Raw genomic sequence first — 22,169 nt, forward strand, 5'->3', positions numbered from 1 at the left:
TGTGACCTTGGGCATTCCGCCCAACGCGGTGATGGCGCTGATGGTCGGCGCGATGACGATCCACAACATCCAGCCGGGCCCGCAGGTGATGACCAGCAACCCCGAGCTGTTCTGGGGCCTGATCGCCTCGATGTGGATCGGCAACGCGATGCTGATCATCCTGAACCTGCCGCTGATCGGCATGTGGATCAAGCTGCTGACGGTGCCCTACAAGTTCCTGTTCCCGGCGATCGTGCTGTTCTGCGCGATCGGCGTCTACTCGACCAACAACAACACCTTCGACATCTGGATGGTGGCGGCCTTCGGCTTCATCGGCTACCYCTTYWTCAAGCTSRGRWSCGAGCCGGCGCCGCTGCTGCTGGGCTTCATCCTCGGGCCGATGATGGAAGAGAACCTGCGCCGTGCGCTGCTGCTGTCGCGCGGCAGCTGGGCCGTGTTCGTCACCCGGCCGCTGTCGGCCGGCTTGCTCGTCGCGGCCTGCCTGCTGCTGGGCATCGTCCTGCTGCCGTCGATCAAGGCCAAGCGCGAAGAGGCCTTCGTGGAGGAATAGGCTCTCCCCCAGGTTGGCTCACTTCGTGTAGCCGCCCACCCCCTTCCGGGGGCGATATCAGCGGCCCGGCCAAGCCGGTTCCGCGGTATCCCTGGAAGGGCACTCACAACAAAGCCGCCCTCGGGCGGCTTTGTTGCTTGTGCTTTTCAGTGTTCAGGGCGCCAGATAGTCCGACACCACCTTCCACTTTCCATCGACGATCTGCGACAGCCGCGATTGGTCGTTGCCGAGCCGCTTGGTGGCCGAGAAGGTCATCTTCGGGCTGCCGAACATGTCGGGCTCGAAGGTGCTGCTGTCCATCGCCTTGATGAAGCTGTCGGTGTTTAGGTTGGGGCCGGCCTTGTTGGCGGCCTGGATGAAGGCCTGGATGATCGAATAGCCGTAGACCGAAAACACGGTCGGGTCCTCGTTGAACTTGGTCTTGTACTTGTTGGCCCAGAAGCGCAGCGGCTGGGACTGCTCGTCGGTGTAGGGGTTCTGCACCGTCATGGTCGCGTAGACGCCGTCCATCGGCTTGCCGCCGAGCTTGTGGATCAAGTCGGTGTAGGCCGCGCTGGAGCCCAGGAAGGTCGGGTTGAAGCCGGTCTTGCGCGCCTCGCCCACGGTGCCGATGGTCTCGCGGATGATGGTGCCGAGCACCACCAGGTCGCAGTTGGCCGCCTTCATCTTGGCCACTTGCGACGAGAAGTCGGTCGCCCCGCGCTTGAAGGAGGTCTTCTCGGTCAGTTCCATGCCCGCCGCCTTCAGGCCGGCCTCGGCGCCGCGCTGGACCTCGAGGCCGAATTCGTCGTCCTGGTAGATGGTGCAGACCTTCTTCGCGCCCTTTTCCTTGATCATCTTCGGCAGTGCCATGCGGATCTGGTCGTAGTAGGTCGCGGCAAAGGAATACTTGAGCCGATTGAACGGCTCGTACATCTCGCGCGCCGCGGTGATCGGGAAGAAGTTGACGATGTTCTTCTCGAACTGCACCGGCATCGCCGCCATGTTCTGCGCGGTGCCGATGTGGCCCGCCATGATGAAGATCTTCTCCTGGTTGACCAGCTTCTGTGCCGCCAGCACCGCCTTCTTGGGGTCGTAGCCCGAGTCCTCGACGAACAGCTTGAGCTTGCGGCCGTGAACGCTGCCCTGCTCGTTGAGTTCATCGACGGCCAACTGCATGCCGTTGCGCGACTGCTTGCCGAAACCAGCCAGCGGACCTGACAGGTCCTGGATCGTGCCGATGCGGATCTCGTCCTTGCCCACGCCCTGCTGCTGCGCGCTGGCCAGGCCGGAGCCCAGCGCGAGACCGGCCGCGGCGGCCAGGGGGATCAGTGTCTGGGTCTTCATACTGTTGTCTCCTCTAGGTGGCGAAAGAATGGTCTACGCGTACATGGCGTCGATGCGATCGGCGTACTTGGCCTGCACCAGCTTGCGCTTGAGCTTCATAGTCGGGGTCAGTTCCTCGTCCTCGGCGCTGAGCTGGGTCTCGAGCAGGAAGAACTTCTTGATCTGCTCGACCCGCGCGAACTTGGCGTTGACACGGTCGAGCTCGGCCTGGATCAGGTCCTGCACCTCCTGCGCGCGCGTCAGGCTCTGGTAGTTGCTGAAGGGCACGTCGTGGTCCTGGGCGAATTTCTCGACGTTCTCCTGGTCGATCATGATGATCACGCTGAGGTAGGGCTTTGCATCGCCGATCACCACGGCGTCGGTGATGTAGGGGCTGAACTTGAGCTCGTTCTCGAGCTCGCTCGGCGTGATGTTCTTGCCGCCCGCCGTGATGATGATGTCCTTCATGCGGTCGGTGATGCGGAAATACCCGTCCTGGTCGACCGTCCCGACGTCGCCGGTGTGCAGCCAGCCCTCGGCGTCGATGGTCTCGGCGGTCTTCTCGGGCAGGTTCAGGTAGCCCATGAAGACGTTGGTGCCGCGCACCAGGATCTCGCCCGTGGCGGGGTCGATGCGCACTTCGTTGTAGCCCGCGGCCGTGCCGATGGCGCCGGGCTTGATGCGCGCCGCTGGCACGCCAGTGGCGGCGCCGCAGGATTCGGTCATGCCCCAGACCTCGAGCATCGGCACGCCCAGCGCGAGGTACCACTTGACGAGCCCGGGCGAGATCGGTGCCGCGCCGGTGACCAGGAAGCGCGCGCGGTGGATGCCGATCAGCTTGCGCACGTTGTCCAGCGCCAGCCAGCGCGCGAGCCGGAACTTGAAGCGCAGCACGGCGCCGACCGGCTGCCCGGCCAGCACGCGTTCGGCGATGGTGGTGCCGACGCCGATGCTCCAGGCATAGGCGGCCTGCTGCACGCGGCTGGCCTCCTTGAGCGCGATCATCACGCCCGAATAGAACTTCTCCCACACCCGCGGCACCGCGGTGAACACGGTCGGGGCGATCTCTCGCACGTTCTCGGGCACGGTCTCGGGGTTCTCGACGAAGTTGAGGATCGAGCCGGTGTACATCGCGAAGTACTCGCCGCCCATGCGCTCGGCGATGTGGCACAGCGGCAGGAAGCACATGCGCTCGTCGTGCTCGTCCTGTGCCACCAGCGTGTTGTAGCCGCGCGTGGTGTAGACCAGGCCGCGGTGGCTGTGCATCGCGCCCTTGGGCTTGCCGGTGGTGCCCGAGGTGTAGACCAGGATCGCCAGATCGTCGGGCCGGCAGCCGCCGACGCGCTGCTCGAGCTCCTGCGGATGGGCTTTGTTGTAGTCGCGGCCGAGCGCGCGCAGGGCGTCGAGGCTGATGACGTCGTCATCGTGCAGGTCGCGCAGGCCCTCCATGTCGAAGACCACGATCTTGCGCAGCAGCGGCAGGCCGGCGCGCACTTCGAGCGCCTTGTCGAGCTGCTCGTCGTCCTCGACGAAGAGCACGGTGGTGCGCGAGTCCTCGCAGAGGTAGTGCACCTGGGAGGCGGCGTCGGTTGGGTAGATGCCGTTGGCCACGCCGCCGCAGCTCAGCACCGCGAGGTCGCAGAGCACCCATTCGATCACGGTGTTCGACAGGATCGAGGCGCACTCGTGCGGCGCGAAGCCGATCGCCATCAGTCCGCCGGCGATCTCGGCCACCGCATCGGCGGTCTGCTTCCAGCTCCAGCTGCGCCAGATGCCGAGCTTCTTCTGCCGCATCCAGACCTTGTCGCCGCGCAGCCGGGCGGCGTTCCAGAACATCGCGGCCATGGTCTCGCCGGGAACCACGATGTCGGTGCGCGACTGGATGCGGCCCAGGTCCCAGAGGCCGGCAGGTGCCTTGGCGTGCATGGCGTTGCTCATCTCCAGGTCTTCTTCTTTTTCCAGCGCCGCTCGCCGCGCACGCCGTCGTCCTTGAGGCCGAGGTAGAACTCCTTGATGTCCTCCTTCTCGCGCAGCCGCTCGCAGGTGTCTTCCATGACGATGCGGCCGTTCTCGAGCACGTAGCCGTAGTCGGAGGCATTGAGAGCCATGTTGGCGTTCTGCTCGACCAGCAGGATGGTGGTGCCGCGCTCGCGGTTGATGCGCACCACGATCTCGAAGATCTCCTTGGTGAGCTTGGGCGAGAGGCCGAGGCTGGGTTCGTCGAGCAGGATCAGGTGCGGCGCCGCCATGATCGCGCGCGAGATCGCGAGCATCTGCTGCTGGCCGCCCGAGAGCAGGCCGGCGTCCTGAGCGGCACGCTCCTTGAGGATCGGGAAGTAGCCGAACACGGTCTCGATGTCGCGTGCAACGCCGTCGCGGTCCTTGCGGGTGTAGGCGCCCATCAGCAGGTTGTCCCTGACCGACAGCAGCGGGAACACCTCGCGCCCCTCGGGCACGTGGCTCAGGCCCTGCTGGACGATGTGGGCCGGGTCCTGCGCCGTGATGTTCTTGCCCTTGAACTCGATGCTGCCCTTGCGCGGATCGATGATGCCCGAGATGGTCTTGAGGATCGTGGTCTTGCCGGCGCCATTGGAGCCCAGCACCGTGGCGATCTCGCCGGCGCGCACCTTGAGGCTGACGCCGCGGATGGCCCTGATGGGGCCGTAGGCGCTTTCCACGTTGAGGAGCTGCAGGACGACGTCGCTCATGCGGCCCTCCGCAAGCTGCTCACGTCATCGACAGTCCCCAGGTACGCCTCGATCACCCGCGCATCCGACTGCACCTCGGCAGGCGTTCCCGAAGCCAGCGCCTCCCCCATGTTCATCGCCAGCACCCGGTCGGACACCTTCGACACCAGCGACATGTCGTGCTCCACCATCAGCACTGAGATGCCGAGTTCATGCTGGATGTCCTGGATCCAGAAGGCCATGTCGGCGGTCTCCTCGACATTGAGGCCGGACGAGGGCTCGTCGAGCAGCAGCAGCTTGGGCTCGGTGCACAGCGCACGCGCCAGCTCGACCACCTTGCGCACGCCGTAGGGCAGGCCCGCGACCATCGAGTCGCGGTGGTGCTGCAGGTCGAGCAGGTCGATCACCTGCTCGGCCTTCTCGCGCGCCTCGATCTCGGCGCGGCGGGTGGCGGAGGTGAAGAACACCTCGCTCCAGAGACCGGTCTGGCGGTGCGTATGGCGGCCGATCAGCAGGTTGTGCAGCACGGTCGCATGTTCGAACAGCTCGATGTTCTGGAAGGTGCGCGCAATGCCCAGCGCCGCGATCTCGTGCGGCGCCTGCTCGGTCAGCGCCAGCGGCACCGCACCGCCGTGCCAGACGATCTCGCCGGTGGTCGGCGTGTAGATGCGGCTGATCAGGTTGAACACCGTGGTCTTGCCGGCACCGTTGGGCCCGATCAGCGTGAAGACCTCGCCGCGACGAACGTCGAAGCTGACCTTGTTGACCGCCAGCACGCCGCCGAAGCGCACGCTCAGGTCCCTGGCGGAAAGAAGAATGTCGGAGGCGCTCATCTCAATCGGTCCGACTTGGTAAAGGACTTCTGCCGCTTGAACAGGCCGCGCCGGTAGAACGGAAACAGCTGCAGCCAGGTGCGGATCTTGAGCCAGCGCCCATAGAGGCCGAGCGGCTCGAACAGCACGAAGGCGATCAGCACCAGGCCGTAGACCAGCCCCTGCAGACCCGGCGCCTGGCCGATCGCCGCCGGCAGCCAGTCCTTGCCGAGCGCGATCAGCTGCGGCATCGCGATCAGGAAGATCGCGCCCAGGAAGGCACCATGCACCGAGCCCAAGCCACCGATCACCACCAGCAGCAGCAGGTCGATCGATTGCAGGATGTTGAACTGATCGGGTGCGATGAAGCTCAGCTTGTGGGCATAGAGCGCGCCGCCGAGCCCGGCCAGCGCCGCCGAAATTGCGAAGGACATCGTCTTGTAGCGCGCCAGGTGGATGCCCATGCTCTGCGCCGAGATCTCGGAGTCGCGGATCGCGACGAAGGCGCGGCCGGTGGGCGAGCGCAGCAGGTTCAGGATGGCCAGCGTGCACAGCACCGCGATGATCAGGCAGACCAGGTAGAAGCTCTCGCTCGAGTTCAGCTCCCAGCCGAACAGGCTCGCCGGCTTCACGTGCAGCCCGGAGTTGCCGCCGGTGACGCTCTCCCAGCGCGCGAACACCTCCTCGACGATGAAGCCGAAGGCCAGCGTCGCGATGCCGAGATAGATGCCCTTGACGCGCAGCGCCGGCATCGCGACCACCACGCCGACCGCGGCCGACAGCGCCGCGGCGGCGGCCAGCGCGATCGGGAACGGCACGCCCATGTTGCCGAGCACCGCCTGCGTGTAGGCCCCGGTGCCAAGAAAGGCCGCGTGGCCGATCGAGAACTGTCCAGTGAAGCCGGCCAGCAGCATCAGCCCGAGGCCGACGATGCCGTAGATCAGCACGAAGGTCAGCTGCGCCAGCCAGTACTCGGGCACCACCCACGGCGCCGCGATCAGCGCCACGCCGAGCAGGCTGTACCAGAACACGTGGCCGCCGTGCTTGGCGAGATCGATGTCCTGCGTGTAGCTGGTCTTGAAGATGTAGCGCATGAAGAACGGCCTAGACTTTCTTGCGAAGTTTTTCGCCAAAGAGGCCGTTCGGCTTCACCATCAGCATCACCAGCACCACGATGTAGGGCGCCGTGTCCTTGAAGCCGTCGGGCAGGTAGAAGCCCGCGAAGGATTCGACGATGCCAATCACCAGGCCGCCGACGATCGCACCCGGCAGGCTGCCGAAGCCGCCCACCACCGCGGCCGGAAAGGCCTTGAGGCCGATGAAGCCCATGTTGGCGTGGACGAAGGTGATCGGCGCCAGCAGCATGCCGGCGATCGCCGCCACCGCCGCCGCCAGCCCCCACACCAGGCCGTTGAGGCGCTTGACCGGAATGCCCATGTAGTAGGCCGCGAGCTGGTTCTGCGACGCGGCCTGCATCGCGATGCCGAGTTTGCTGTAGCGGAACATCGCGAACAGCAGGCCGCAGAGCACCGTGGTGGCGACGATGATGGCCAGCTGCTCGAGGTTGACCACCAGCTCGCCGACCTTCCAGATCTCGTCCTTGTAGGGCACCGGCAGCGTGTGGGTCTCGGTGCCGATGCCGGGGATCATCGTGACCAGCCCGCGCGCCACGTAGCCGATGCCGATGGTCAGCATCACGATCGAGAATTGCGGCTGGCCCAGGATCGGACGGATCACCACCAGTTCGAGCAGCACGCCGAAAGCGACCATCGCCGCCACCGCCAGCAGCGCCGCCAGCCAGAAGGGCAGCCCGAACATCGACATGCCGGCAAAGGCGCAAAAAGCGCCGACCATCATGAGCTCGCCCTGCGCGAAGCTCACGGTCTCGGTGGCCTTGTAGATCAGCACGAAGCCCAGAGCGATCAGGCCATAGATGCAGCCTTGTGCGATGCCTGAGAGCAGGAGCTGAAGTATTTGCAAGTAGGTCTCGTTCGGGTTTCGCGGTTTATAGCGGTGACTCGCGCCCGCGACGCAGAGGGTTGTCCCGCATCGGCTTCTTCACGCGGCGCTGCGCGCGCGCTTCATTGGTGCACGGCGAGCCGCCGAGAACCTGCCAGGATGTCGCTGGGACGCAGGCCGTAGACCTGCCGGATCGAGTGGCTGAAATGGGTCGAGTCGGGATAGCCGGTGTCGAGCGCGATGTCGGTCAGCGTGGAGCTCTGGCGCACATGGCGCAGCAGGCTGCGGGCACGCTTCCAGGCCCGGAAGGCACGGAAGGTCAGGCCGGTCTCCTGCTTGAACAAATGCAGGAAGCGAGAGAAGGAAAGTCCCACCGAGGCGGCGCATTGTTCGGCCGAGGTGGGTGCCGCCGGATCGGCGCTGATGCACTCGATCACCTCGCGGATGCGGGCGTCGAGCGTCCGCGCCGCCAGCGGCGCACCGAAGAACAGCGCATCGAAATCGAAATGGTCGAAGCTCTCGCGTCCCGAGGCCTCGGCCAGTTGCGCATGCACCTCGCGCACGCGCTGCGCGAAGGCCGGCGCATCGACTGGCCCGCAATGCCGAAGGAAGTCGGGCAGCCGCGCCGGATCGACGAACTCGGGTTCGATCAGCAGGTTCACGATGCTGCGGTGTTCGGTCTCGATCTGGTGCGGCACCAGGGGCGGCACCACCATCAGCTCGCCGCTCTGCCAGGCGCCGCCGCCGATACGGATCCGCAGCGCTGCACCGACGGGCGAAAGATAGACGCCGTGCCCGCCCATGCTGCGCTCGGTGGTCGCGCCCAGCAGGCCCGCGTAGAACACGCGCTGCGAGGTGATCCACATGAGGCGCTCGTCGCGCTGATTGCCGCGCGGCGCATGCTTCGCTTGCCTGCTGACCAATGCCGTTCTCCTCCGCTCGGCGACGGACGGCCCGTGGCCGGCGTCGCCATCTGCCGATCGTAGCGGGGGACGGCGCCGATCGCGTCGGCGACGGCGCGGGGACTTTCCCTTAGGCCGCCGCCGGGCCGCGCCAAGGCGGCCTGCGGCCCCCTCGGGGGGCAGCGACCCACACGCAGTGGGGGAGCGTGGGGGTCAGGGCTGGAGGGCCCGGCGCAGTTCGGCCGCGCACATCGAGACGGCGGCATTGGCCTCGTCGAGCAGCCGGCCCATGGTGATGAAGCCATGGATCTGGCGCTCGAAACAGACGTAGCTGGTCCGGTTGCCGGCGGCGCTCAGCGCCCGCGCATAGTCCAGGCCCTCGTCGCGCAGCGGGTCGTAGCCGGCGGTCAGCACCAGGGCCGGCGGCAGGCCGGCTAGGTCCTCGCGCAGCAGCGGCGAGGCGCGCCAGTCGAGGTCGTGCGCCGCATCGGTGATGTACTGGTCGTGGAAATAGCGGATGGTGTCGGCCGTCAGCACGTAACCCTGGCCATTGGTGACATGCGAAGGATGGACGCGGCGCATGTCGGTCGCCGGATAGATCAGCAGCTGGTAGCCGATCGGCAGATCGCCGGCATCGCGCGCCGCGATCGCGACCACCGCCGCCAGGTTGCCGCCCGCGCTGTCGCCGCCGACCGCAAGGCGGCCGGCATCGACGCCGAGCGCTGCAGCCTCCCGCCGCACCCAGCGCGTGGCCGCGAGCACGTCGTCGACCGCCGCCGGAAAACGATGCTCGGGCCCCAAGCGGTAGTCGACCGCCACCACCGCACAGCCCGACAGGTTGCAGAGCTCGCGGCACAGCGTGTCGTGGGTGTCGAGGTCGCCGATGGTCCAGCCGCCGCCGTGGTAGTACACCAGCACCGGCAGCACGGCAGCGGCCGCGGCACCGAGCGGGCGGTAGAAGCGCAGCGGAATCGGCCCGTGCGGCCCGTCGGCCTGCAGTTCCCGCAGCTCGGCCACCTCGCCGGGATCGGGCTGCGTCACGGCGCGCCGCTCGCGGTAGAACTTGCGCGCGTCGGCTGGCGTCAGCGTGTGCGTCGGCGGCACGCCGCGCTGCACGAGGAGGTCGATGAAAGCCTGGGCTTGGGGATGCAGCATCAGAGTGGCTCCGGCGGTGAGATCAGGCTTGTCTTGGCTTCACGCGCGAGGCCGCTTCCTTGGCGTTGCGACGCGCGGTGTCAATGTCGTCCGCGTGCGCCAGCGCCACGCCCATGCGCCGCTTCGTGAAGCTCTCGGGCTTGCCGAACAGGCGCAGGTCGACGCCCGGCACCGCCAGCGCCTCGGCTACGCCATCGAAGACGATGCCGGTGGCGTCGACGCCGCCGTAGACCACGGCGCTGGCGCCGGGGCTCTTGAGCGTGGTGTCGACCGGCAGCCCGAGGATCGCGCGGGCGTGCAGTTCGAACTCGTTCTGCCACTGGGTCGCCATGGTCACCATGCCGGTGTCGTGCGGCCGCGGGCTGACTTCGCTGAACCAGACCTGCTCGCCCTTGACGAACAGCTCGACGCCGAACAGGCCCTGGCCGCCGAGATCGGCGGTCACGGCCTGCGCGATCTGGTGCGCCTTCTGCAGCGCGGCGGGCGCCATCGGGTGCGGCTGCCAGCTCTCGACATAGTCGCCGCTCACCTGGACGTGGCCGATCGGCTCGCAGAACTGCGTCTGCACTACGCCGGTGCCGTCGAGGGCGCGCACGGTCAGCAGCGTGATCTCGTAGTCGAAGTTGATGAAGCCCTCGACGATCACCCGGCCGTGGCTGACGCGGCCGCCGGCCATGGCGTAATCCCAGGCCTTCTGCACGTCGGCCGGGCCGTCGATCTTGCTCTGGCCCTTGCCCGAGCTGCTCATCACGGGCTTGACGATGCACGGATAGCCGATGCCGGCGTCGATGGCCGCCTGCAGCTCGGCAAGCGAATCGCAAAACTTGTACGGGCTGGTCGGCACGCCGAGCGTCTCGGCGGCCAGGCGGCGGATACCTTCGCGGTCCATCGTGAGGCGGGCCGCCCGCGCAGTCGGGATGAYGCGCACCACGCCGGCGTCCTCCAGCTGCTGCAGCATCGGCGTCGCGATGGCCTCGATCTCGGGCACCACCAGCTGCGGCTTCTCGGCCTCGATCAGGGCCTTGAGCTGGGCCGGGTCGCTCATCGTGATGGTCCGCGCATGGTGCGCGACCTGCTGGCCCGGCGCGTTGTCGTAGCGGTCGACCGCGATGGTCTCGACACCCAGCCGCTGGAGGGCGATCAGCACCTCCTTGCCGAGCTCGCCGGAGCCGAGCAGCATCACGCGGGTGGCGGTAGGGGAAAGGGGCGTGCCGAGGGTGGTCATGGGTCGATTCGTGACGGGAAGGATGAACGCGGCACTTTAAATCACTCGCGCCGCATCCGGGCGCTGTCACGGACGGCAACGCGCGCCGCCGCGCTCTGTTCCACAATCTCTGCCGCGGGACGCCGTCCGGGGCGGCGCCCTCCTTTTCCATTCTTCAGTTCAAGGAGTATTTTTCATGGCAATCCAGACGGTCGGCATCATTGGCGCGGGCACGATGGGCAACGGCATCGCCCAGGTCTGCGCGGTCGCGGGCGTCAACGTGGTCATGGTCGACATCGCGCAGCCCGCGGTCGACAAGGGCGTCGCCACGGTGGCGGGCAGCCTCGACCGCCTGATCAAGAAGGACAAGCTCGCGGCGGCCCAGAAGGACGCCGCGCTGGCGCTGATCAAGGGCTCGACCAACTACGACGACCTGAAGTCGGCCCAGCTGGTGATCGAGGCCGCGACCGAGAACCACGCGCTCAAGCTCAAGATCCTCCAGCAAGTCGACGCCCTGCTGGCGCCCGAGGTGATCATCGCTTCGAACACCTCGTCGATTTCGATCACCCAACTGGCCGCAGCCACCTCGCGCGCCGACCGCTTCATCGGCATGCACTTCTTCAACCCGGTGCCGATGATGGCACTGGTGGAGATCATCCGCGGCTATCTGACCAGCGACGCGACGCACGACGCCGTGAAGGAACTCGCCGTGAAGCTCGGCAAGTCGCCGATCACGGTGAAGAACGCACCGGGCTTCGTGGTCAACCGCATCCTGGTGCCGATGATCAACGAAGCCTTCTTCGTGCTGGCCGACGGGCTGGCGACCGCCGAGGACATCGACGCCGGCATGAAGCTCGGCTGCAACCAGCCGATCGGCCCGCTGGCGCTGGCCGACATGATCGGGCTCGACGTCTGCCTGGCGGTGATGGAGGTCTACCTCGAGCAGTTCGGCGATTCGAAGTACCGGCCTTGTCCGCTGCTGAAGGAGATGGTCGCGGCGGGCCAGTTGGGTCGCAAGACCGGGCGCGGCGTGTACACGTACTGATACGCCGACAAGTACAACAGAGGAGACAAGCCCGATGACCGCGACACCGACCAACCCGCCCGCCGAAGGCTGCATCGACACCCAGGCGCTCGACCACGTGCTGCTGATCGGCATCAACCGGCCCGCCAAGCGCAACGGCTGGACGCCGCCGATGTTCAAGCAGCTCGCCGAGGCCTACACCCGGCTCGACGACGATCCGGCGCTGCGCGTGGGCGTGCTGCATGCCTTCGGGGACCATTTCACGGCCGGCCTCGACCTGCCGGCCGTGGCCGAATACATGCGGCGCGGCGAGAAGGCGGTCCCGCAGGGGCTGGTCGAGCCGCACGACTTCGGCCTGGCCGGCTACCGCCGGCGCACCAAGCCGATGGTGGTGGCGGTCAAGGGCATCTGCTTCACGGTCGGCATCGAACTGATGCTCGGCGCCGACATCGTGGTGGCGGCCGACAACTGCCGCTTCTCGCAGATGGAAGTGCAGCGCGGCATCATGGCCACCGGCGGCGCGACGCTGCGGATGGCCGAGCGCGCGGGCCTCGGCAACGCGATGCTGCACCTGCTCACGGCCGACGAGTTCGACAGCGCCGAGGCCTTCAGGCTGAACTTCGTCCAGCGCGTGGTGCCCGCTGGCCAGGAGCTCGACGAGGCCCTGCGCATCGCGCAGCGGATCGCGGCCCAGGCGCCTCTGGCGGTGGTCGCGACCCGGCTCAACGTGATCAAGGCGATCGAACAGGGGCCGCTGGCGGCGGTCGAGGAGTTCATCCCGGTGCAGCAGCGCCTGTCGAACAGCGAGGACGCGGCCGAAGGCGTGCGCTCCTTCGTCGAACGCCGGCCGGCGCGCTTCAGCGGCCGTTGACGCAGCGGCTTCGGCCCCCTGGCGGAGGCCGAAGCAGGAAAGACCCTGCAGCGCCAATTTGTATTGCACACAATTTAATTGCTCACTACAATTCGCTCCATGCCCACCGCAACGATCCCCATCGACGAACTGCTGAAGCTGGACAACCAGCTCTGTTTCGCGGTGTATTCCGCCTCGCTCGCGATGACGCGGCTGTACAAGCCGCTGCTCGAGAAGCTCGGCCTCACGTACCCGCAGTACCTGGTGCTGCTGGTGCTGTGGGAGCGCGACGGGCTCACGGTGTCCGAGGTCGGCGAGCGGCTGTCGCTCGACTCGGGCACGCTGACGCCGCTGCTCAAGCGGCTCGAGGCCAATGGCCTGGTGGCCCGCATCCGCGACGTCGCCGACGAGCGCCGCGTGCATGTGAGCCTCACGGCCGCGGGGCGCAAGCTCAAGGCGCGCGCCGCCGACGTGCCGGGCTGCCTGATTTCCGCCTCGGAGTGCTCGGTGCCCGAACTCATTTCGCTGACGCAGCAGATCCAGTCCTTGCGCGACCGCATCAAGAAGGCCGCTTGAGGCCACGCACGCCACTTTTCCGTTTCCCTCCCTCCCTCCCTCCCTCAACCACTGCAAAGGAATCACCATGACCACCAAGCTCGACAAGGTTCTCTACACCGCCCAAGCCCACACCATCGGCGGCCGCGACGGCGCCGGCAAGTCCAGCGACGGCGCGATCGACGTCAAGCTCAGCTCGCCCGGCTCGGGCAAGCCCGGCACCAACCCCGAGCAGCTGTTTGCGGTCGGCTACGCCGCCTGCTTCATCGGCGCCATGAAGGCCGTCGGTCCGAAGATCAGCGTCAAGGTGCCGGACGACGTCGCGATCGATTCCAGCGTTTCGCTCGGCCCGATCAACGAAGGAAAGGCCTACGGCATCGCGGTCAAGCTCGCGATCACGCTGCCGGGCCTCGACGATGCGCAGAAGAAGCTGCTGGTCGAGACCGCGCACCAGGTCTGCCCGTACTCGAACGCCACCCGCGGCAACATCGACGTGGAGCTCGCGATCGTTTGATCGGCTGAACCTGAACGGCGGCGCGAGCCGCCTCCGACGCCCGGCAGGGTCGCCTGAGCGACCGTTTGCCGGGCTTCTTCTCGTGCGCTCCCTGCGGCCCTGCGCTATGGTTGCCGGATGAGCACAGACAGCCTCCTGGTCCGCAAGGACGATCTTTCCGCCACCCGCCTGCGCAGCGCCGAGGACGAGCGCCTCGCCGACGGCCAGGTGCGCGTGCGCATCGAGCACTTCGCGCTGACCTCGAACAACATCACCTATGCCGCCTTCGGCGAGGCGATGAGCTACTGGCAGTTCTTCCCGAGCGGCGAAGAGGGCTGGGGCATCGTGCCGGTGTGGGGCTTCGCGACCGTGTCGCACTCGTTGCATCCGGGCGTCGCGGTGGGCGAGCGGCTCTACGGCTACTTCCCGATGGCCTCGGCCGCGGTGCTGACGCCCGAGCGGCTGTCGCCCGAGCGCTTCACCGATGGCGCGGCGCACCGGAGCGCCCTACCCGCGGTCTACAACCAGTACTTCCGCTGCAAGGTCGATCCGCTCTACACAGCGGACACCGAGGACGTCCAGGCGCTCCTGCGGCCGCTGTTCATCACCTCGTGGCTGATCGACGACTTCCTTGACGACAACGACTTTTTCGGCGCGCGCCCGGGCGCTATGCTGCTGTCCAGCGCGTCGAGCAAGACGGCTTACGGCACCGCCTTCCAGCTGGCGCAGCGCGACGGCATCGAGGTGATTGGCCTGACCTCGGCCGCGAACAAGGCGTTCTGCGAAAGCCTGGGCTGCTACGACCGCGTGCTGGCCTACGAAGAGCTCGATCAACTCGCGGCCGACACGCCCTGCGTGTATGTCGACTTCGCGGGCAACGGCGAGCTGCGCCGGGCGATCCATACGCGCTTTGCGAACCTGAAATACAGCGCCTCGATCGGCGGTACGCACGTCGATCAACTGGCCGCAAGCGGGTCCGGCAAGGATCTTCCGGGTCCTCGCGCGACCTTGTTCTTCGCGCCGGCGCAGATCAAGAAGCGGACCGGCGAATGGGGCGCGCAGGCGTTCGGCGAGCGCATGGCGAAGGCCTGGCACGCGTTCGTGGCGCGGGTGACGGATGGGGCGCCTTGGCTGCGGGTCGAGCGCCATGCGGGCGGAATTGACGTGCAGGCAGCCTATGCCGAGGTGCTGGCGGGGCGCGGGGATCCGCGCGTGGGGCATGTGCTGTCGCTGCGGTAGTCGGCGCACCCGGCCAAGCTACTGCGAGACCTGCAGCCACCCCGTCGGACAGAACTGGATCTCGGGGAAGAATCCCATCGGGTTCTGACAGTACAGATAAAGGGGCTGCTCGCCGACGAAGCCGACCGCGTTCACGGCGACCGGAAACGGCACCCCGACGAACACCACGCCTCGCTGGACAAAGAAGGGATGCCGCGCCGGTATGCCGACGAACCCGTGGAACGGGTGGAAGCCGGGGTTGGCGTGGAAGCCGTGGAAGCCGGGGTTACCGCGGAAGCCGGGATTGCCGTGAAAGCCCCTGTCGCTTCCTTGCGCGATGCCGCCGTGGGTGCCGCCCTGCATACCGTTGAAGGCAAAGCCTGCGGTAGGTCCGACCACCGCCGCGGCGACGAAAATCAACAGAGCCAGTAGTTTCTTCATGAAGAACTCCAGCAGCGAAGAACATGTTTGGACTTCGAGTGGCTGGCTGAAGTTCGCTGTTGGCCTGCCTGAACGCGCGCGATCGCGGCTATCGCTTCCCTGGCTGTAGAGTTTCTCCTTGGCGGGGATGGAAGGCCGGATCGTCTGGCTGGTGAGCGCGCAACAAGGCGTTCAAGCGGACCCCCCGGTGCGGCGCCCGGCGCCTGAAGGCGCGCCAGCGGCGGACCTGCTAACGATCCGCTAATTCGCCACGGGGATACTCCGCGCGGCAGTCCGTCTTCTTATCCACCCTCCCTCCTCGAAGGGCTGCCCTTCACCCGCTGCGGCGGGTTTTTCTTTGCTGCGGCTTCAGCTTCTTCGGCCCGGCCCGCAGCGCGGCCTCCCAGGCCCGGCGGGCCCAGACAGCGGCTTCGTCTCGATCCTCGAACAACTCCGGCGGCGCCTCGTAGTAGGACAGGCGCGCAGTCCGGCCCTGGCGCTGGTACTCGAAAGGAGCCAGTTGCCTGGCATCGAAGTAGTGCGCCGATTGCGCGTCCGCCTTGAGATAGAGCCGCTCGCGCGCGACCAGGCCGAACATGCGGCCGTCGTGGAAGACGCCATGGCCACCGAACATCCGGCGCAGCGAGACCGGACCGAAGCGTTCGAAGATGTCGTGCAGTTCGTCGGCGAATTCACTCATGGCGGACCACCCAGGTCGGCCTGATTCAGCAGCAGGCCGTGGTCGAGAGCGTGGTTGGCCGGCGCGTCGCGACGCAGATCGAATTCATCGGGAGTCAATGGCATCGGGCGATTGTCATCTGGGTGGCTCTGCGCAAGTTCCCAGCGCAGAACGGAGATCTCTCGTCCGCGTCCCGCGGCGAAACGAGAGCTTTCTCATCGACGTCGAAACGATCCGCCCTTTGATTGCATATGGCTCCATCCTTTGGGCGTGACCGTATGGCAATTCGCCGGCGACGCAGATCAGGAGCCCAGGAGCTACGAATGGACTGGCACAGGTGCGCGAGGACCGCCTGGATTGTATGGGCCAGCGCCGTGAGTGCACATGCATTTGCCGCATCTTCCGGGGAAACACTCAAGCACCGCCTCGATGACGTGATTTCGCGCCTCGATGCGGCGCCCCAGGATGTCGGCAGCGCCTTCGCGAAGCGATTCAACGACAAGGTCCGGGAAAGCCAAGGTCGAGAGTTATTCGTCGACTTGCATTCCAAGGTTGGAGGCTGCCGGCCGCTCGCGACATCCAGCGGCCAGAGTCCGTCGACGGCGAGCTTCATACTCAGATGCGAGCGCGGCTACGTCTTGATCAACCTCAGCGTCGAAGAGGCGGGGCCCGGGCTCATCGACGGATTATTCATTCGCGGGATTTTTGAGTAGTTGCATGGCGCCGCGCGCGGCGGCGGACCTCGCACGTGGTGTAGATTTGCGGCCTTTCCCAAACTCCCATCGCCAGCGGTCGCCGATCACGCTGCCGCACCCACTCTCGCCCATGTCGACACGAATCTTCGCCATCGCCGCCTTCGTCAGCGCGCTGTCGTTCAGCGCAACCGCCGCCCCCGCCCCGCAGGACTTTGCACTGCGCTATCACGATCTGCTCAGCTGCATCGAGCGCACCATCGGCAAGGGTTGGCAGACCCGCTATGACATCGAGTTCCTGACGAACCGCTGGGGCGCGCTCGAACCGAGCGCGCACGATCTCGATGCCGCACCCCAGGCGATCCGGATCACCGAACTGCGCTGCCGCCGCGAACTCAGCCTGGTGGGACAGCCCCGGCCCTGAGAAAGTCGGCAGTCGGCCGGCCAGCGGCGAGTCAAGCGCTTACACGCAAGACGGCGAACGCCACGGCCACCAGAACCACGATGACCCCGGTGGCCAACGACCAGTCGATCGGCAAACAAGCGGCGCATCGGAACCTCCTAGACGAATACCAGGCCCAGCGCTATGACGTGCGCCTGACGCGGCTGTGGTTCGACTACACGCTGGTGACGAGCAGGGCCGATGAGATTCGTCCAAGGGTTCGACTCGAATGACAAACTTGCGTTGCTTCGCGCGCAAACCGGACAAAGATCAAGTGGCATCGCGCCGAAGCCCGACAATGTCGATGTGCCCCTTTCCAACTCCCCTCCCCCCGGTGCAGCCCACGCCGCACATCCCTACGAACGCCTGACGCCCGACGTGGTGCTCGATGCGCTCGCGGCGCTCGACCTGCACGGCGATGGCCGCCTCACGGCCCTCAACTCCTACGAGAACCGCGTCTACCAGGTCCACCTCGAGGACCGCAGCGCGGTGGTGGTCAAGTTCTACCGACCGGGACGCTGGAGCGAGGGAGAAATCCTCGAGGAGCACGCCTTCGCCCTCGAGCTCGCGGCGGCCGAGGTGCCTGCGGTGGCCCCGATCTCGGTCGGCGGCCGGACGCTGCACCATCACGGCGGCTTCGCCTTCAGCGTCAGCCCTTACCGCGGCGGCCGCGCGCCCGAACTCGACGATTTCGAGGTGCTCGAATGGGTCGGCCGCTTCATCGGCCGCATCCATGTGGTCGGTGCGCGCATCCCTTTCGTGACGCGGCCGGCGCTCGATCTCCAGACCTTCGGCGTCGCGTCGCGCGACTGGCTGCTCGGCCACCAGATGGTGCCGCTCGACGTCCAGCGCGAATGGGAGACCGCCTGCAACGCCGCCTTCGAGATGATCGCCGCCACCGCGCTCGGCAGCGGCCACGACGGCGACATCACGCCGGCGCTCAAGAGGCTGCGGCTGCACGGCGACGTCCATCCCGGCAACATCCTCTGGACGCCGACCGACCGCCCCGGCGGCGGCCCGCACTTTGTCGACCTGGACGACACCCGCACCGGCTTCGCGGTGCAGGATCTCTGGATGCTGCTCTCGGGCGACCGCGCCCAGCAGACCGGGCAGCTGAGCGGCCTGCTCGACGGCTACGAGCAGTTCCGCGACTTCGATCGGCGCGAGCTGACGCTGGTCGAGCCGCTGCGCACGCTGCGCCTGATCCACTACAGCGCCTGGCTGGCGCGGCGCTGGGAAGATCCGATCTTCCCGATCAACTTCCCATGGTTCGGCTCGAGCGACTACTGGAAAGGCCAGATCCAGATGCTGCAGGACCAGTGCGAGGCGATGGCCGAGGAACCGCTCTACGCCTGATCGTCGGACGGCGGCGTGTCGGCTCGCACGGTGCGAAGAAAGCCCTGCACCACTGCGTTCTCGGGCCCCTCGCGCCACACGCAGTACGCATCCGAGCCGGCCACGTCTTCCTCGAGCGGGCGGAACACGGCACCCCGCAGCGCGGTGCGGCGCAGCGCGCTCGGCACCAGCGCCACGCCCAGGCCCTGCGAGACCAGCGAGACCACCGACAGCCAGTGCCGGACCTCGTGCCGCACCTCGGGCCGGAAACCGGCACCGGCGCAGATCGCGAGGATGCGCTCGTGGTAGTCGGGCGATGCGCTGCGCGAGAACAGCACGAAGGGCTCGTCGCGCAGGCTCGCAACTGCCACCGTGCGCCGGCGCGCCAGCCGATGTCCGACCGGCAGGCAGGCCACGAAAGGCTCCGACAGCAGCAGCGCGTGGCACAGCTCGGGCGGCATGCGGCTGGTGTGGACGAAGCCGACATCGAGCCGGTCGTGCAGCAACTCGGTGATCTGCTCGCCTGAATTGAGCTCCGCCAGCGTGACACGCACCGCCGGATGCAGGGCCTGGTACTTGGCCAGCGCCTGCGGCAGGCCGCGATAGAGCATGGCGCCGACGAAGCCGATCCGCAGCCGGCCAGCTGATCCGCGCGAGATGTCGTGCGCCTCCAGCGCGGCCTCCTCCGCCTGGCGCAGCAGCAGCCGGGCCGAGGCCTGCAGCGCCTGGCCGGCCGGCGTCATCCGCACCTCTTTGCTGTTGCGATCGAACAGCCTCGCGCCGACCGATTCCTCGAGCTGGCGGATGGCGACGCTCAGCGGCGGCTGCGAAATCGCCAGCCGGCGCGCGGCCCGGCCGAAATGCAGTTCTTCGGCCAGCACGACGAAATAACGCAGATGACGCAGTTCCATGCGAGCCAGTTTTTCACAATAGGCAGATCAGATCAATCAAGACGTATCTGATATTGGACAAGCATCGTCAAGCGCGGAAAGATGCGACCGACAAAGGAGACGAGACATGTCCAGCACCCCCGCAAACCGCGTTGATTCCCCCGTCCATCCGGTGCCCGACCGCCACGGGCAGAACCTGTTCACCACCGACGCCGAGCTCGAGCACCTGCTCGCGCTCTACCTGCCGCCCGAATTGGTGCGGCACATGCGTCCGCACTTCGAGCGCCTGGGCGCGCTGGCCGGCGGCCCGCTCGACGAGCTGGCGCAGACCGCCGACAAGAACCCGCCAACGCTGTCGCTTCGCACCCGCACCGGCATCGACCAGCAGAAGGTGATCAAGCACCCGGCCTACGTCGAGATGGAGCGCCTGGCGCTCAGCGAGTTCGGCCTGGCCGCGATGTCGCACCGCGACGAGACGCTGGGCTGGAAGGGCAGGATGCCGCCGCTGGTCAAGTACGTGCTGACCTATCTCTTCGTGCAGGCCGAGTTCGGCCTGTGCTGCCCGGTCTCGATGACCGATTCGCTCGCCCGCACGCTGAAGAAGTTCGGCAACCCCGAACTGGTGGAGCGCTTCCTGCCGCGCTTCCAGTCGCTCGATTTCGACACCCTGGCCCAGGGCGCGATGTTCATGACCGAGCAGGCGGCGGGTTCCGACATCGCCGCCACCCTCACGCTTGCCCGCAAGGATGCCTCCGGCCAATGGCGCCTCGAAGGCGACAAGTGGTTCTGCTCCAATCCCGACGCCGACTTCGCGATGGTGCTGGCGCGCGCCGACGATGCGCCGGCGGGCATGAAGGGCGTCTCGCTGTTTCTGCTGCCGAAGCAGTTGGAGGACGGCAGCGCCAACCACTACCGCATCCTGCGCCTCAAGGACAAGCTCGGCACCCGCTCGATGGCCAGCGGCGAGATTCGGCTCGAGGGCGCGGTCGCCTACCTGGTCGGCGAGCAGGGCCGCGGCTTCCAGCAGATGGCCGACATGGTCAACAACTCGCGCCTGTCGAACGGCGTGCGCGCCGCCGGCCTGATGCGCCGCGCGGTGGCCGAGGCCGAGTACATCGCGAGCGAACGCCGGGCTTTCGGCCGCCGGCTGGCCGACATGCCGCTGATGCAGCGGCAATTGCAGAAGCTCAGGCTGCCGGCCGAGCAGGCTCGCACCATGGTGTTCCAGACCGCGCAGGCACTGGCGCGCTCCGACGGCGGCGAAGCAGGCGCCTACGCGCTGCTGCGCATCCTGACGCCGCTCATCAAGTTCCGCGCCTGCCGCGACGCCCGCAAGGTCACGGGCGACGCGATGGAAGTCCGCGGCGGCTGTGGCTACATCGAGGAATGGAGCGACCCTCGGCTGGTGCGCGACGCACATCTGGGCTCGATCTGGGAAGGCACCAGCAACATCGTCGCTCTCGACGTGATCCGCGCCATCAAGCGCGAGGAATCGCTGCCGGCCCTGCAGGCGCACTTCGGCGCCCTGCTCGACGACACCGCCGTGGCACCGGCCTTCGCGCAGGCGCTGCGCGATGCGCTGGCCCGCGCGGCGGCACTGGCCGCGACCGCGGCGCACGAGGGCGGTGACGTCCTGGCGCGCCAGGCGGCCTCGGGGCTTTATCACACCTGCAGCGCGATCGCGATGGCCTGGGAAGGCGCGCGCAGTGGCTCCCAGCAACGCGTGCAGTGGGCGCAGGGCGTGCTGCTGCACCGCGTGCTGCCGCGCGATCCGCTGGCGCCGGATGCCGTGCCGGCCTCATGGAACAGCCCGGCGGTCGAGCAGCACGTCGCCACCGCCTGACCCCCACACGACAACGATCCAGGAGACAACATGAAACTGCTCAAGACCTTCATCCTCGCTGCCAGCGTCGGCGCCCTGCCGGTGCTGCCCGCACTGTCGACGGCCCATGCCCAGACCTTCCCGACCAAGCCGATCTCGCTGATCATCCCGTTCCCGCCGGGCGGGCCCACTGACGCCATGGCGCGCACGCTCGCGGCCGAGATCAAGGGCAACCTGGGCCAGCCCGTGATCGTCGAGAACCGGGCCGGTGCCGGCGGCAACATCGGCGCCGACTTCGTGGCCCGCGCGCCGGCCGACGGCCACACGTTGCTGTTCGGCACCTCGGGGCCGCTAGCCATCAATTCGAGCCTCTACCGCAAGATCAGCTACGACCCGGTCACGAGCTTCGCGCCGGTGATCCAGGTCGGCCACCTGCCCAACATCCTGGTGGTGAACCCTGCGGTCCCCGCCAAGGACGTGCGCGAGCTGATCGCCTATGCCAAGGCCAACCCGGGCAAGCTCAGCTACGCCTCGTCGGGCAACGGCGCGTCGTCGCACCTGGCAGGCGTGCTGTTCAACGGCATCGCCGGCACCGACCTGCAGCACGTTCCCTACAAGGGCACCGGCCCCGCGCTCAACGACCTGCTGGGCGGCCAGGTGTCGATGAGCTTCACCGACGTGCTGACCGCGCTGCCCTACATCAAGGCCGGCAAGCTGCGGGCGCTCGGCATCGCCACCGCGCAGCGCTCGCAGGCCCTGCCCGATCTGCCGACCCTGGCCGAACAGGGCGTCACGGGCTACGACGTCAGCGTCTTCTTCGGCATCGTGGCACCGGCCGGCACCCCGCCGGAGACCATCGCGAAGCTCAACAAGGCCTTCGCCGACGCCTTGGCGACGCCGAAGGTGAAGCAGCTGTTCGCCTCGCAAGGCCTCGAACCGGCCGCCGACGGCTCGCCGCAGCAGCTCGGACGCTTCATCGTGTCGGAGACCGCCAAGTGGAAGGACGTGGTCAAGAAGTCCGGCGCGCAGCTCGACTGATCCCGAGGAGATGCTATGGATGCCTCCCTCCCGAAGGGGAATCAGAAGACTGGGGGTGGTGAGATGACGTCGAAGGCGGCGAGAGCAGTCGTTGGTCGCAGAGATCGAAGCTCGGCACGAGCGGGTGGACCCTCTGC

The 22,169-nt window shown here is 67.2% G+C and carries 24 protein-coding genes; 12 read left to right on the top strand and 12 right to left on the bottom strand.

Translation table 11 applies throughout. From position 1 onward, the window contains the following. Positions 1-550, top strand: a 550-nt coding sequence (locus AC1DY5_RS09565) for a tripartite tricarboxylate transporter permease (protein WP_478111050.1), incomplete at its 5' end; no start/stop codon positions are given. Between the two features lie 153 nt (positions 551-703). Here the strand turns inward: AC1DY5_RS09565 and AC1DY5_RS09570 are convergent. From AC1DY5_RS09570 to purT, 9 genes are all read right to left on the bottom strand, one after another. Then, complete coding sequence (locus AC1DY5_RS09570) at positions 704-1,876, bottom strand: ABC transporter substrate-binding protein (protein WP_478111051.1); 1,173 nt, start codon at positions 1,874-1,876, stop codon at positions 704-706. 33 nt (positions 1,877-1,909) lie between these two features. After that, positions 1,910-3,793, bottom strand: a complete 1,884-nt coding sequence (locus AC1DY5_RS09575) for an AMP-dependent synthetase/ligase (RefSeq protein ID WP_478111052.1) — start codon at positions 3,791-3,793, stop codon at positions 1,910-1,912. Continuing rightward, positions 3,790-4,563: an ABC transporter ATP-binding protein gene (locus tag AC1DY5_RS09580; protein WP_478111053.1), complete on the bottom strand. Its 774-nt coding sequence runs from the start codon at positions 4,561-4,563 to the stop codon at positions 3,790-3,792. Before AC1DY5_RS09580 ends, AC1DY5_RS09575 begins: the two co-directional genes overlap by 4 nt. Then, positions 4,560-5,375, bottom strand: a complete 816-nt coding sequence (locus tag AC1DY5_RS09585) for an ABC transporter ATP-binding protein (protein ID WP_478111054.1) — start codon at positions 5,373-5,375, stop codon at positions 4,560-4,562. The genes AC1DY5_RS09580 and AC1DY5_RS09585 overlap by 4 nt, the downstream gene beginning before the upstream one ends. Continuing rightward, positions 5,372-6,448, bottom strand: coding sequence for a branched-chain amino acid ABC transporter permease (locus AC1DY5_RS09590; protein WP_478111055.1), 1,077 nt, complete (start codon positions 6,446-6,448; stop codon positions 5,372-5,374). The genes AC1DY5_RS09585 and AC1DY5_RS09590 overlap by 4 nt, the downstream gene beginning before the upstream one ends. A gap of 10 nt (positions 6,449-6,458) precedes the next feature. Further along, positions 6,459-7,334 carry a branched-chain amino acid ABC transporter permease gene (locus AC1DY5_RS09595; protein WP_478111056.1) on the bottom strand — a complete coding sequence of 292 codons (876 nt, stop codon included), beginning with the start codon at positions 7,332-7,334 and terminating at the stop codon, positions 6,459-6,461. Positions 7,335-7,435: 101 nt separating this feature from the next. Beyond that, positions 7,436-8,179 (bottom strand): helix-turn-helix transcriptional regulator, encoded by a 744-nt coding sequence (locus tag AC1DY5_RS09600; RefSeq protein WP_478111073.1) that lies wholly within the window; start codon positions 8,177-8,179, stop codon positions 7,436-7,438. A 249-nt stretch (positions 8,180-8,428) separates the two neighbouring features. Then, positions 8,429-9,370 carry an alpha/beta hydrolase gene (locus AC1DY5_RS09605; protein WP_478111057.1) on the bottom strand — a complete coding sequence of 314 codons (942 nt, stop codon included), beginning with the start codon at positions 9,368-9,370 and terminating at the stop codon, positions 8,429-8,431. Between the two features lie 22 nt (positions 9,371-9,392). Further along, positions 9,393-10,595: a formate-dependent phosphoribosylglycinamide formyltransferase gene (purT, locus tag AC1DY5_RS09610; protein ID WP_478111058.1), complete on the bottom strand. Its 1,203-nt coding sequence runs from the start codon at positions 10,593-10,595 to the stop codon at positions 9,393-9,395. Between the two features lie 175 nt (positions 10,596-10,770). On the opposite strand from purT, the gene AC1DY5_RS09615 reads away from it, so the two are divergent. The 5 genes from AC1DY5_RS09615 to AC1DY5_RS09635 all read left to right on the top strand — a co-directional run bounded on the left by AC1DY5_RS09615 (position 10,771) and on the right by AC1DY5_RS09635 (position 14,735). Further along, positions 10,771-11,619: a 3-hydroxybutyryl-CoA dehydrogenase gene (locus AC1DY5_RS09615; RefSeq protein ID WP_478111059.1), complete on the top strand. Its 849-nt coding sequence runs from the start codon at positions 10,771-10,773 to the stop codon at positions 11,617-11,619. A 34-nt stretch (positions 11,620-11,653) separates the two neighbouring features. Then, on the top strand, positions 11,654-12,469 hold the full coding sequence (locus tag AC1DY5_RS09620; protein ID WP_478111060.1) for a crotonase/enoyl-CoA hydratase family protein: 816 nt from the start codon (positions 11,654-11,656) through the stop codon (positions 12,467-12,469). A 99-nt stretch (positions 12,470-12,568) separates the two neighbouring features. Beyond that, entirely contained in the window at positions 12,569-13,024 is a 456-nt protein-coding gene (locus AC1DY5_RS09625) for a MarR family winged helix-turn-helix transcriptional regulator (RefSeq protein WP_478111061.1), read from the top strand. 67 nt (positions 13,025-13,091) lie between these two features. After that, entirely contained in the window at positions 13,092-13,517 is a 426-nt protein-coding gene (locus AC1DY5_RS09630; RefSeq protein ID WP_478111062.1) for an organic hydroperoxide resistance protein, read from the top strand. Positions 13,518-13,634: 117 nt separating this feature from the next. Beyond that, entirely contained in the window at positions 13,635-14,735 is a 1,101-nt protein-coding gene (locus tag AC1DY5_RS09635) for a DUF2855 family protein (RefSeq protein ID WP_478111063.1), read from the top strand. 18 nt (positions 14,736-14,753) lie between these two features. On the opposite strand, the gene AC1DY5_RS09640 is transcribed toward AC1DY5_RS09635, so the two are convergent. Together AC1DY5_RS09640 and AC1DY5_RS09645 are read right to left on the bottom strand one after the other, a co-directional pair. After that, on the bottom strand, positions 14,754-15,155 hold the full coding sequence (locus tag AC1DY5_RS09640; protein ID WP_478111064.1) for a hypothetical protein: 402 nt from the start codon (positions 15,153-15,155) through the stop codon (positions 14,754-14,756). A 313-nt stretch (positions 15,156-15,468) separates the two neighbouring features. After that, positions 15,469-15,834 carry a TfoX/Sxy family protein gene (locus AC1DY5_RS09645; RefSeq protein ID WP_478111065.1) on the bottom strand — a complete coding sequence of 122 codons (366 nt, stop codon included), beginning with the start codon at positions 15,832-15,834 and terminating at the stop codon, positions 15,469-15,471. A gap of 302 nt (positions 15,835-16,136) precedes the next feature. Between AC1DY5_RS09645 and AC1DY5_RS09650 the strand changes: the two genes are divergently transcribed. The 4 genes from AC1DY5_RS09650 to AC1DY5_RS09665 all read left to right on the top strand — a co-directional run bounded on the left by AC1DY5_RS09650 (position 16,137) and on the right by AC1DY5_RS09665 (position 18,303). Next, positions 16,137-16,526 (top strand): hypothetical protein, encoded by a 390-nt coding sequence (locus AC1DY5_RS09650; RefSeq protein ID WP_478111066.1) that lies wholly within the window; start codon positions 16,137-16,139, stop codon positions 16,524-16,526. 112 nt (positions 16,527-16,638) lie between these two features. Beyond that, entirely contained in the window at positions 16,639-16,929 is a 291-nt protein-coding gene (locus tag AC1DY5_RS09655) for a hypothetical protein (protein WP_478111067.1), read from the top strand. Between the two features lie 80 nt (positions 16,930-17,009). Then, positions 17,010-17,180 carry a hypothetical protein gene (locus AC1DY5_RS09660; protein ID WP_478111068.1) on the top strand — a complete coding sequence of 57 codons (171 nt, stop codon included), beginning with the start codon at positions 17,010-17,012 and terminating at the stop codon, positions 17,178-17,180. 73 nt (positions 17,181-17,253) lie between these two features. Then, complete coding sequence (locus AC1DY5_RS09665) at positions 17,254-18,303, top strand: serine/threonine protein kinase (protein WP_478111069.1); 1,050 nt, start codon at positions 17,254-17,256, stop codon at positions 18,301-18,303. On the opposite strand, the gene AC1DY5_RS09670 is transcribed toward AC1DY5_RS09665, so the two are convergent. Continuing rightward, positions 18,294-19,193 (bottom strand): LysR family transcriptional regulator, encoded by a 900-nt coding sequence (locus AC1DY5_RS09670; RefSeq protein WP_478111070.1) that lies wholly within the window; start codon positions 19,191-19,193, stop codon positions 18,294-18,296. The genes AC1DY5_RS09665 and AC1DY5_RS09670 overlap by 10 nt on opposite strands. A 106-nt stretch (positions 19,194-19,299) precedes the next feature. Between AC1DY5_RS09670 and AC1DY5_RS09675 the strand changes: the two genes are divergently transcribed. Both AC1DY5_RS09675 and AC1DY5_RS09680 read left to right on the top strand, forming a co-directional pair. Further along, entirely contained in the window at positions 19,300-21,015 is a 1,716-nt protein-coding gene (locus AC1DY5_RS09675; RefSeq protein ID WP_478111071.1) for an acyl-CoA dehydrogenase family protein, read from the top strand. Between the two features lie 30 nt (positions 21,016-21,045). Beyond that, positions 21,046-22,032 carry a Bug family tripartite tricarboxylate transporter substrate binding protein gene (locus tag AC1DY5_RS09680; RefSeq protein ID WP_478111072.1) on the top strand — a complete coding sequence of 329 codons (987 nt, stop codon included), beginning with the start codon at positions 21,046-21,048 and terminating at the stop codon, positions 22,030-22,032. Positions 22,033-22,169: the final 137 nt, after the last annotated feature.

The organism is Variovorax sp. P4_D9 (genome assembly GCF_056401695.1).

Excerpts from the sequence above, each read along its gene's own strand:
- AC1DY5_RS09620 (WP_478111060.1), top strand. The coding sequence starts at position 11,654 with ATGACCGCGACACCGACCAACCCGCCCGCCGAAGGCTGCATCGACACC.
- AC1DY5_RS09650 (WP_478111066.1), top strand. The coding sequence starts at position 16,137 with ATGGACTGGCACAGGTGCGCGAGGACCGCCTGGATTGTATGGGCCAGC.
- AC1DY5_RS09680 (WP_478111072.1), top strand. The coding sequence starts at position 21,046 with ATGAAACTGCTCAAGACCTTCATCCTCGCTGCCAGCGTCGGCGCCCTG.
- AC1DY5_RS09575 (WP_478111052.1), bottom strand. The coding sequence starts at position 3,793 with ATGAGCAACGCCATGCACGCCAAGGCACCTGCCGGCCTCTGGGACCTG.
- AC1DY5_RS09630 (WP_478111062.1), top strand. The coding sequence starts at position 13,092 with ATGACCACCAAGCTCGACAAGGTTCTCTACACCGCCCAAGCCCACACC.
- AC1DY5_RS09640 (WP_478111064.1), bottom strand. The coding sequence starts at position 15,155 with ATGAAGAAACTACTGGCTCTGTTGATTTTCGTCGCCGCGGCGGTGGTC.
- AC1DY5_RS09645 (WP_478111065.1), bottom strand. The coding sequence starts at position 15,834 with ATGAGTGAATTCGCCGACGAACTGCACGACATCTTCGAACGCTTCGGT.
- AC1DY5_RS09670 (WP_478111070.1), bottom strand. The coding sequence starts at position 19,193 with ATGGAACTGCGTCATCTGCGTTATTTCGTCGTGCTGGCCGAAGAACTG.
- AC1DY5_RS09590 (WP_478111055.1), bottom strand. The coding sequence starts at position 6,448 with ATGCGCTACATCTTCAAGACCAGCTACACGCAGGACATCGATCTCGCC.
- AC1DY5_RS09660 (WP_478111068.1), top strand. The coding sequence starts at position 17,010 with ATGACCCCGGTGGCCAACGACCAGTCGATCGGCAAACAAGCGGCGCAT.
- AC1DY5_RS09655 (WP_478111067.1), top strand. The coding sequence starts at position 16,639 with ATGTCGACACGAATCTTCGCCATCGCCGCCTTCGTCAGCGCGCTGTCG.
- AC1DY5_RS09615 (WP_478111059.1), top strand. The coding sequence starts at position 10,771 with ATGGCAATCCAGACGGTCGGCATCATTGGCGCGGGCACGATGGGCAAC.
- AC1DY5_RS09600 (WP_478111073.1), bottom strand. The coding sequence starts at position 8,179 with ATGTGGATCACCTCGCAGCGCGTGTTCTACGCGGGCCTGCTGGGCGCG.
- AC1DY5_RS09675 (WP_478111071.1), top strand. The coding sequence starts at position 19,300 with ATGTCCAGCACCCCCGCAAACCGCGTTGATTCCCCCGTCCATCCGGTG.
- AC1DY5_RS09635 (WP_478111063.1), top strand. The coding sequence starts at position 13,635 with ATGAGCACAGACAGCCTCCTGGTCCGCAAGGACGATCTTTCCGCCACC.
- AC1DY5_RS09585 (WP_478111054.1), bottom strand. The coding sequence starts at position 5,375 with ATGAGCGCCTCCGACATTCTTCTTTCCGCCAGGGACCTGAGCGTGCGC.
- AC1DY5_RS09580 (WP_478111053.1), bottom strand. The coding sequence starts at position 4,563 with ATGAGCGACGTCGTCCTGCAGCTCCTCAACGTGGAAAGCGCCTACGGC.
- AC1DY5_RS09570 (WP_478111051.1), bottom strand. The coding sequence starts at position 1,876 with ATGAAGACCCAGACACTGATCCCCCTGGCCGCCGCGGCCGGTCTCGCG.
- AC1DY5_RS09605 (WP_478111057.1), bottom strand. The coding sequence starts at position 9,370 with ATGCTGCATCCCCAAGCCCAGGCTTTCATCGACCTCCTCGTGCAGCGC.
- AC1DY5_RS09625 (WP_478111061.1), top strand. The coding sequence starts at position 12,569 with ATGCCCACCGCAACGATCCCCATCGACGAACTGCTGAAGCTGGACAAC.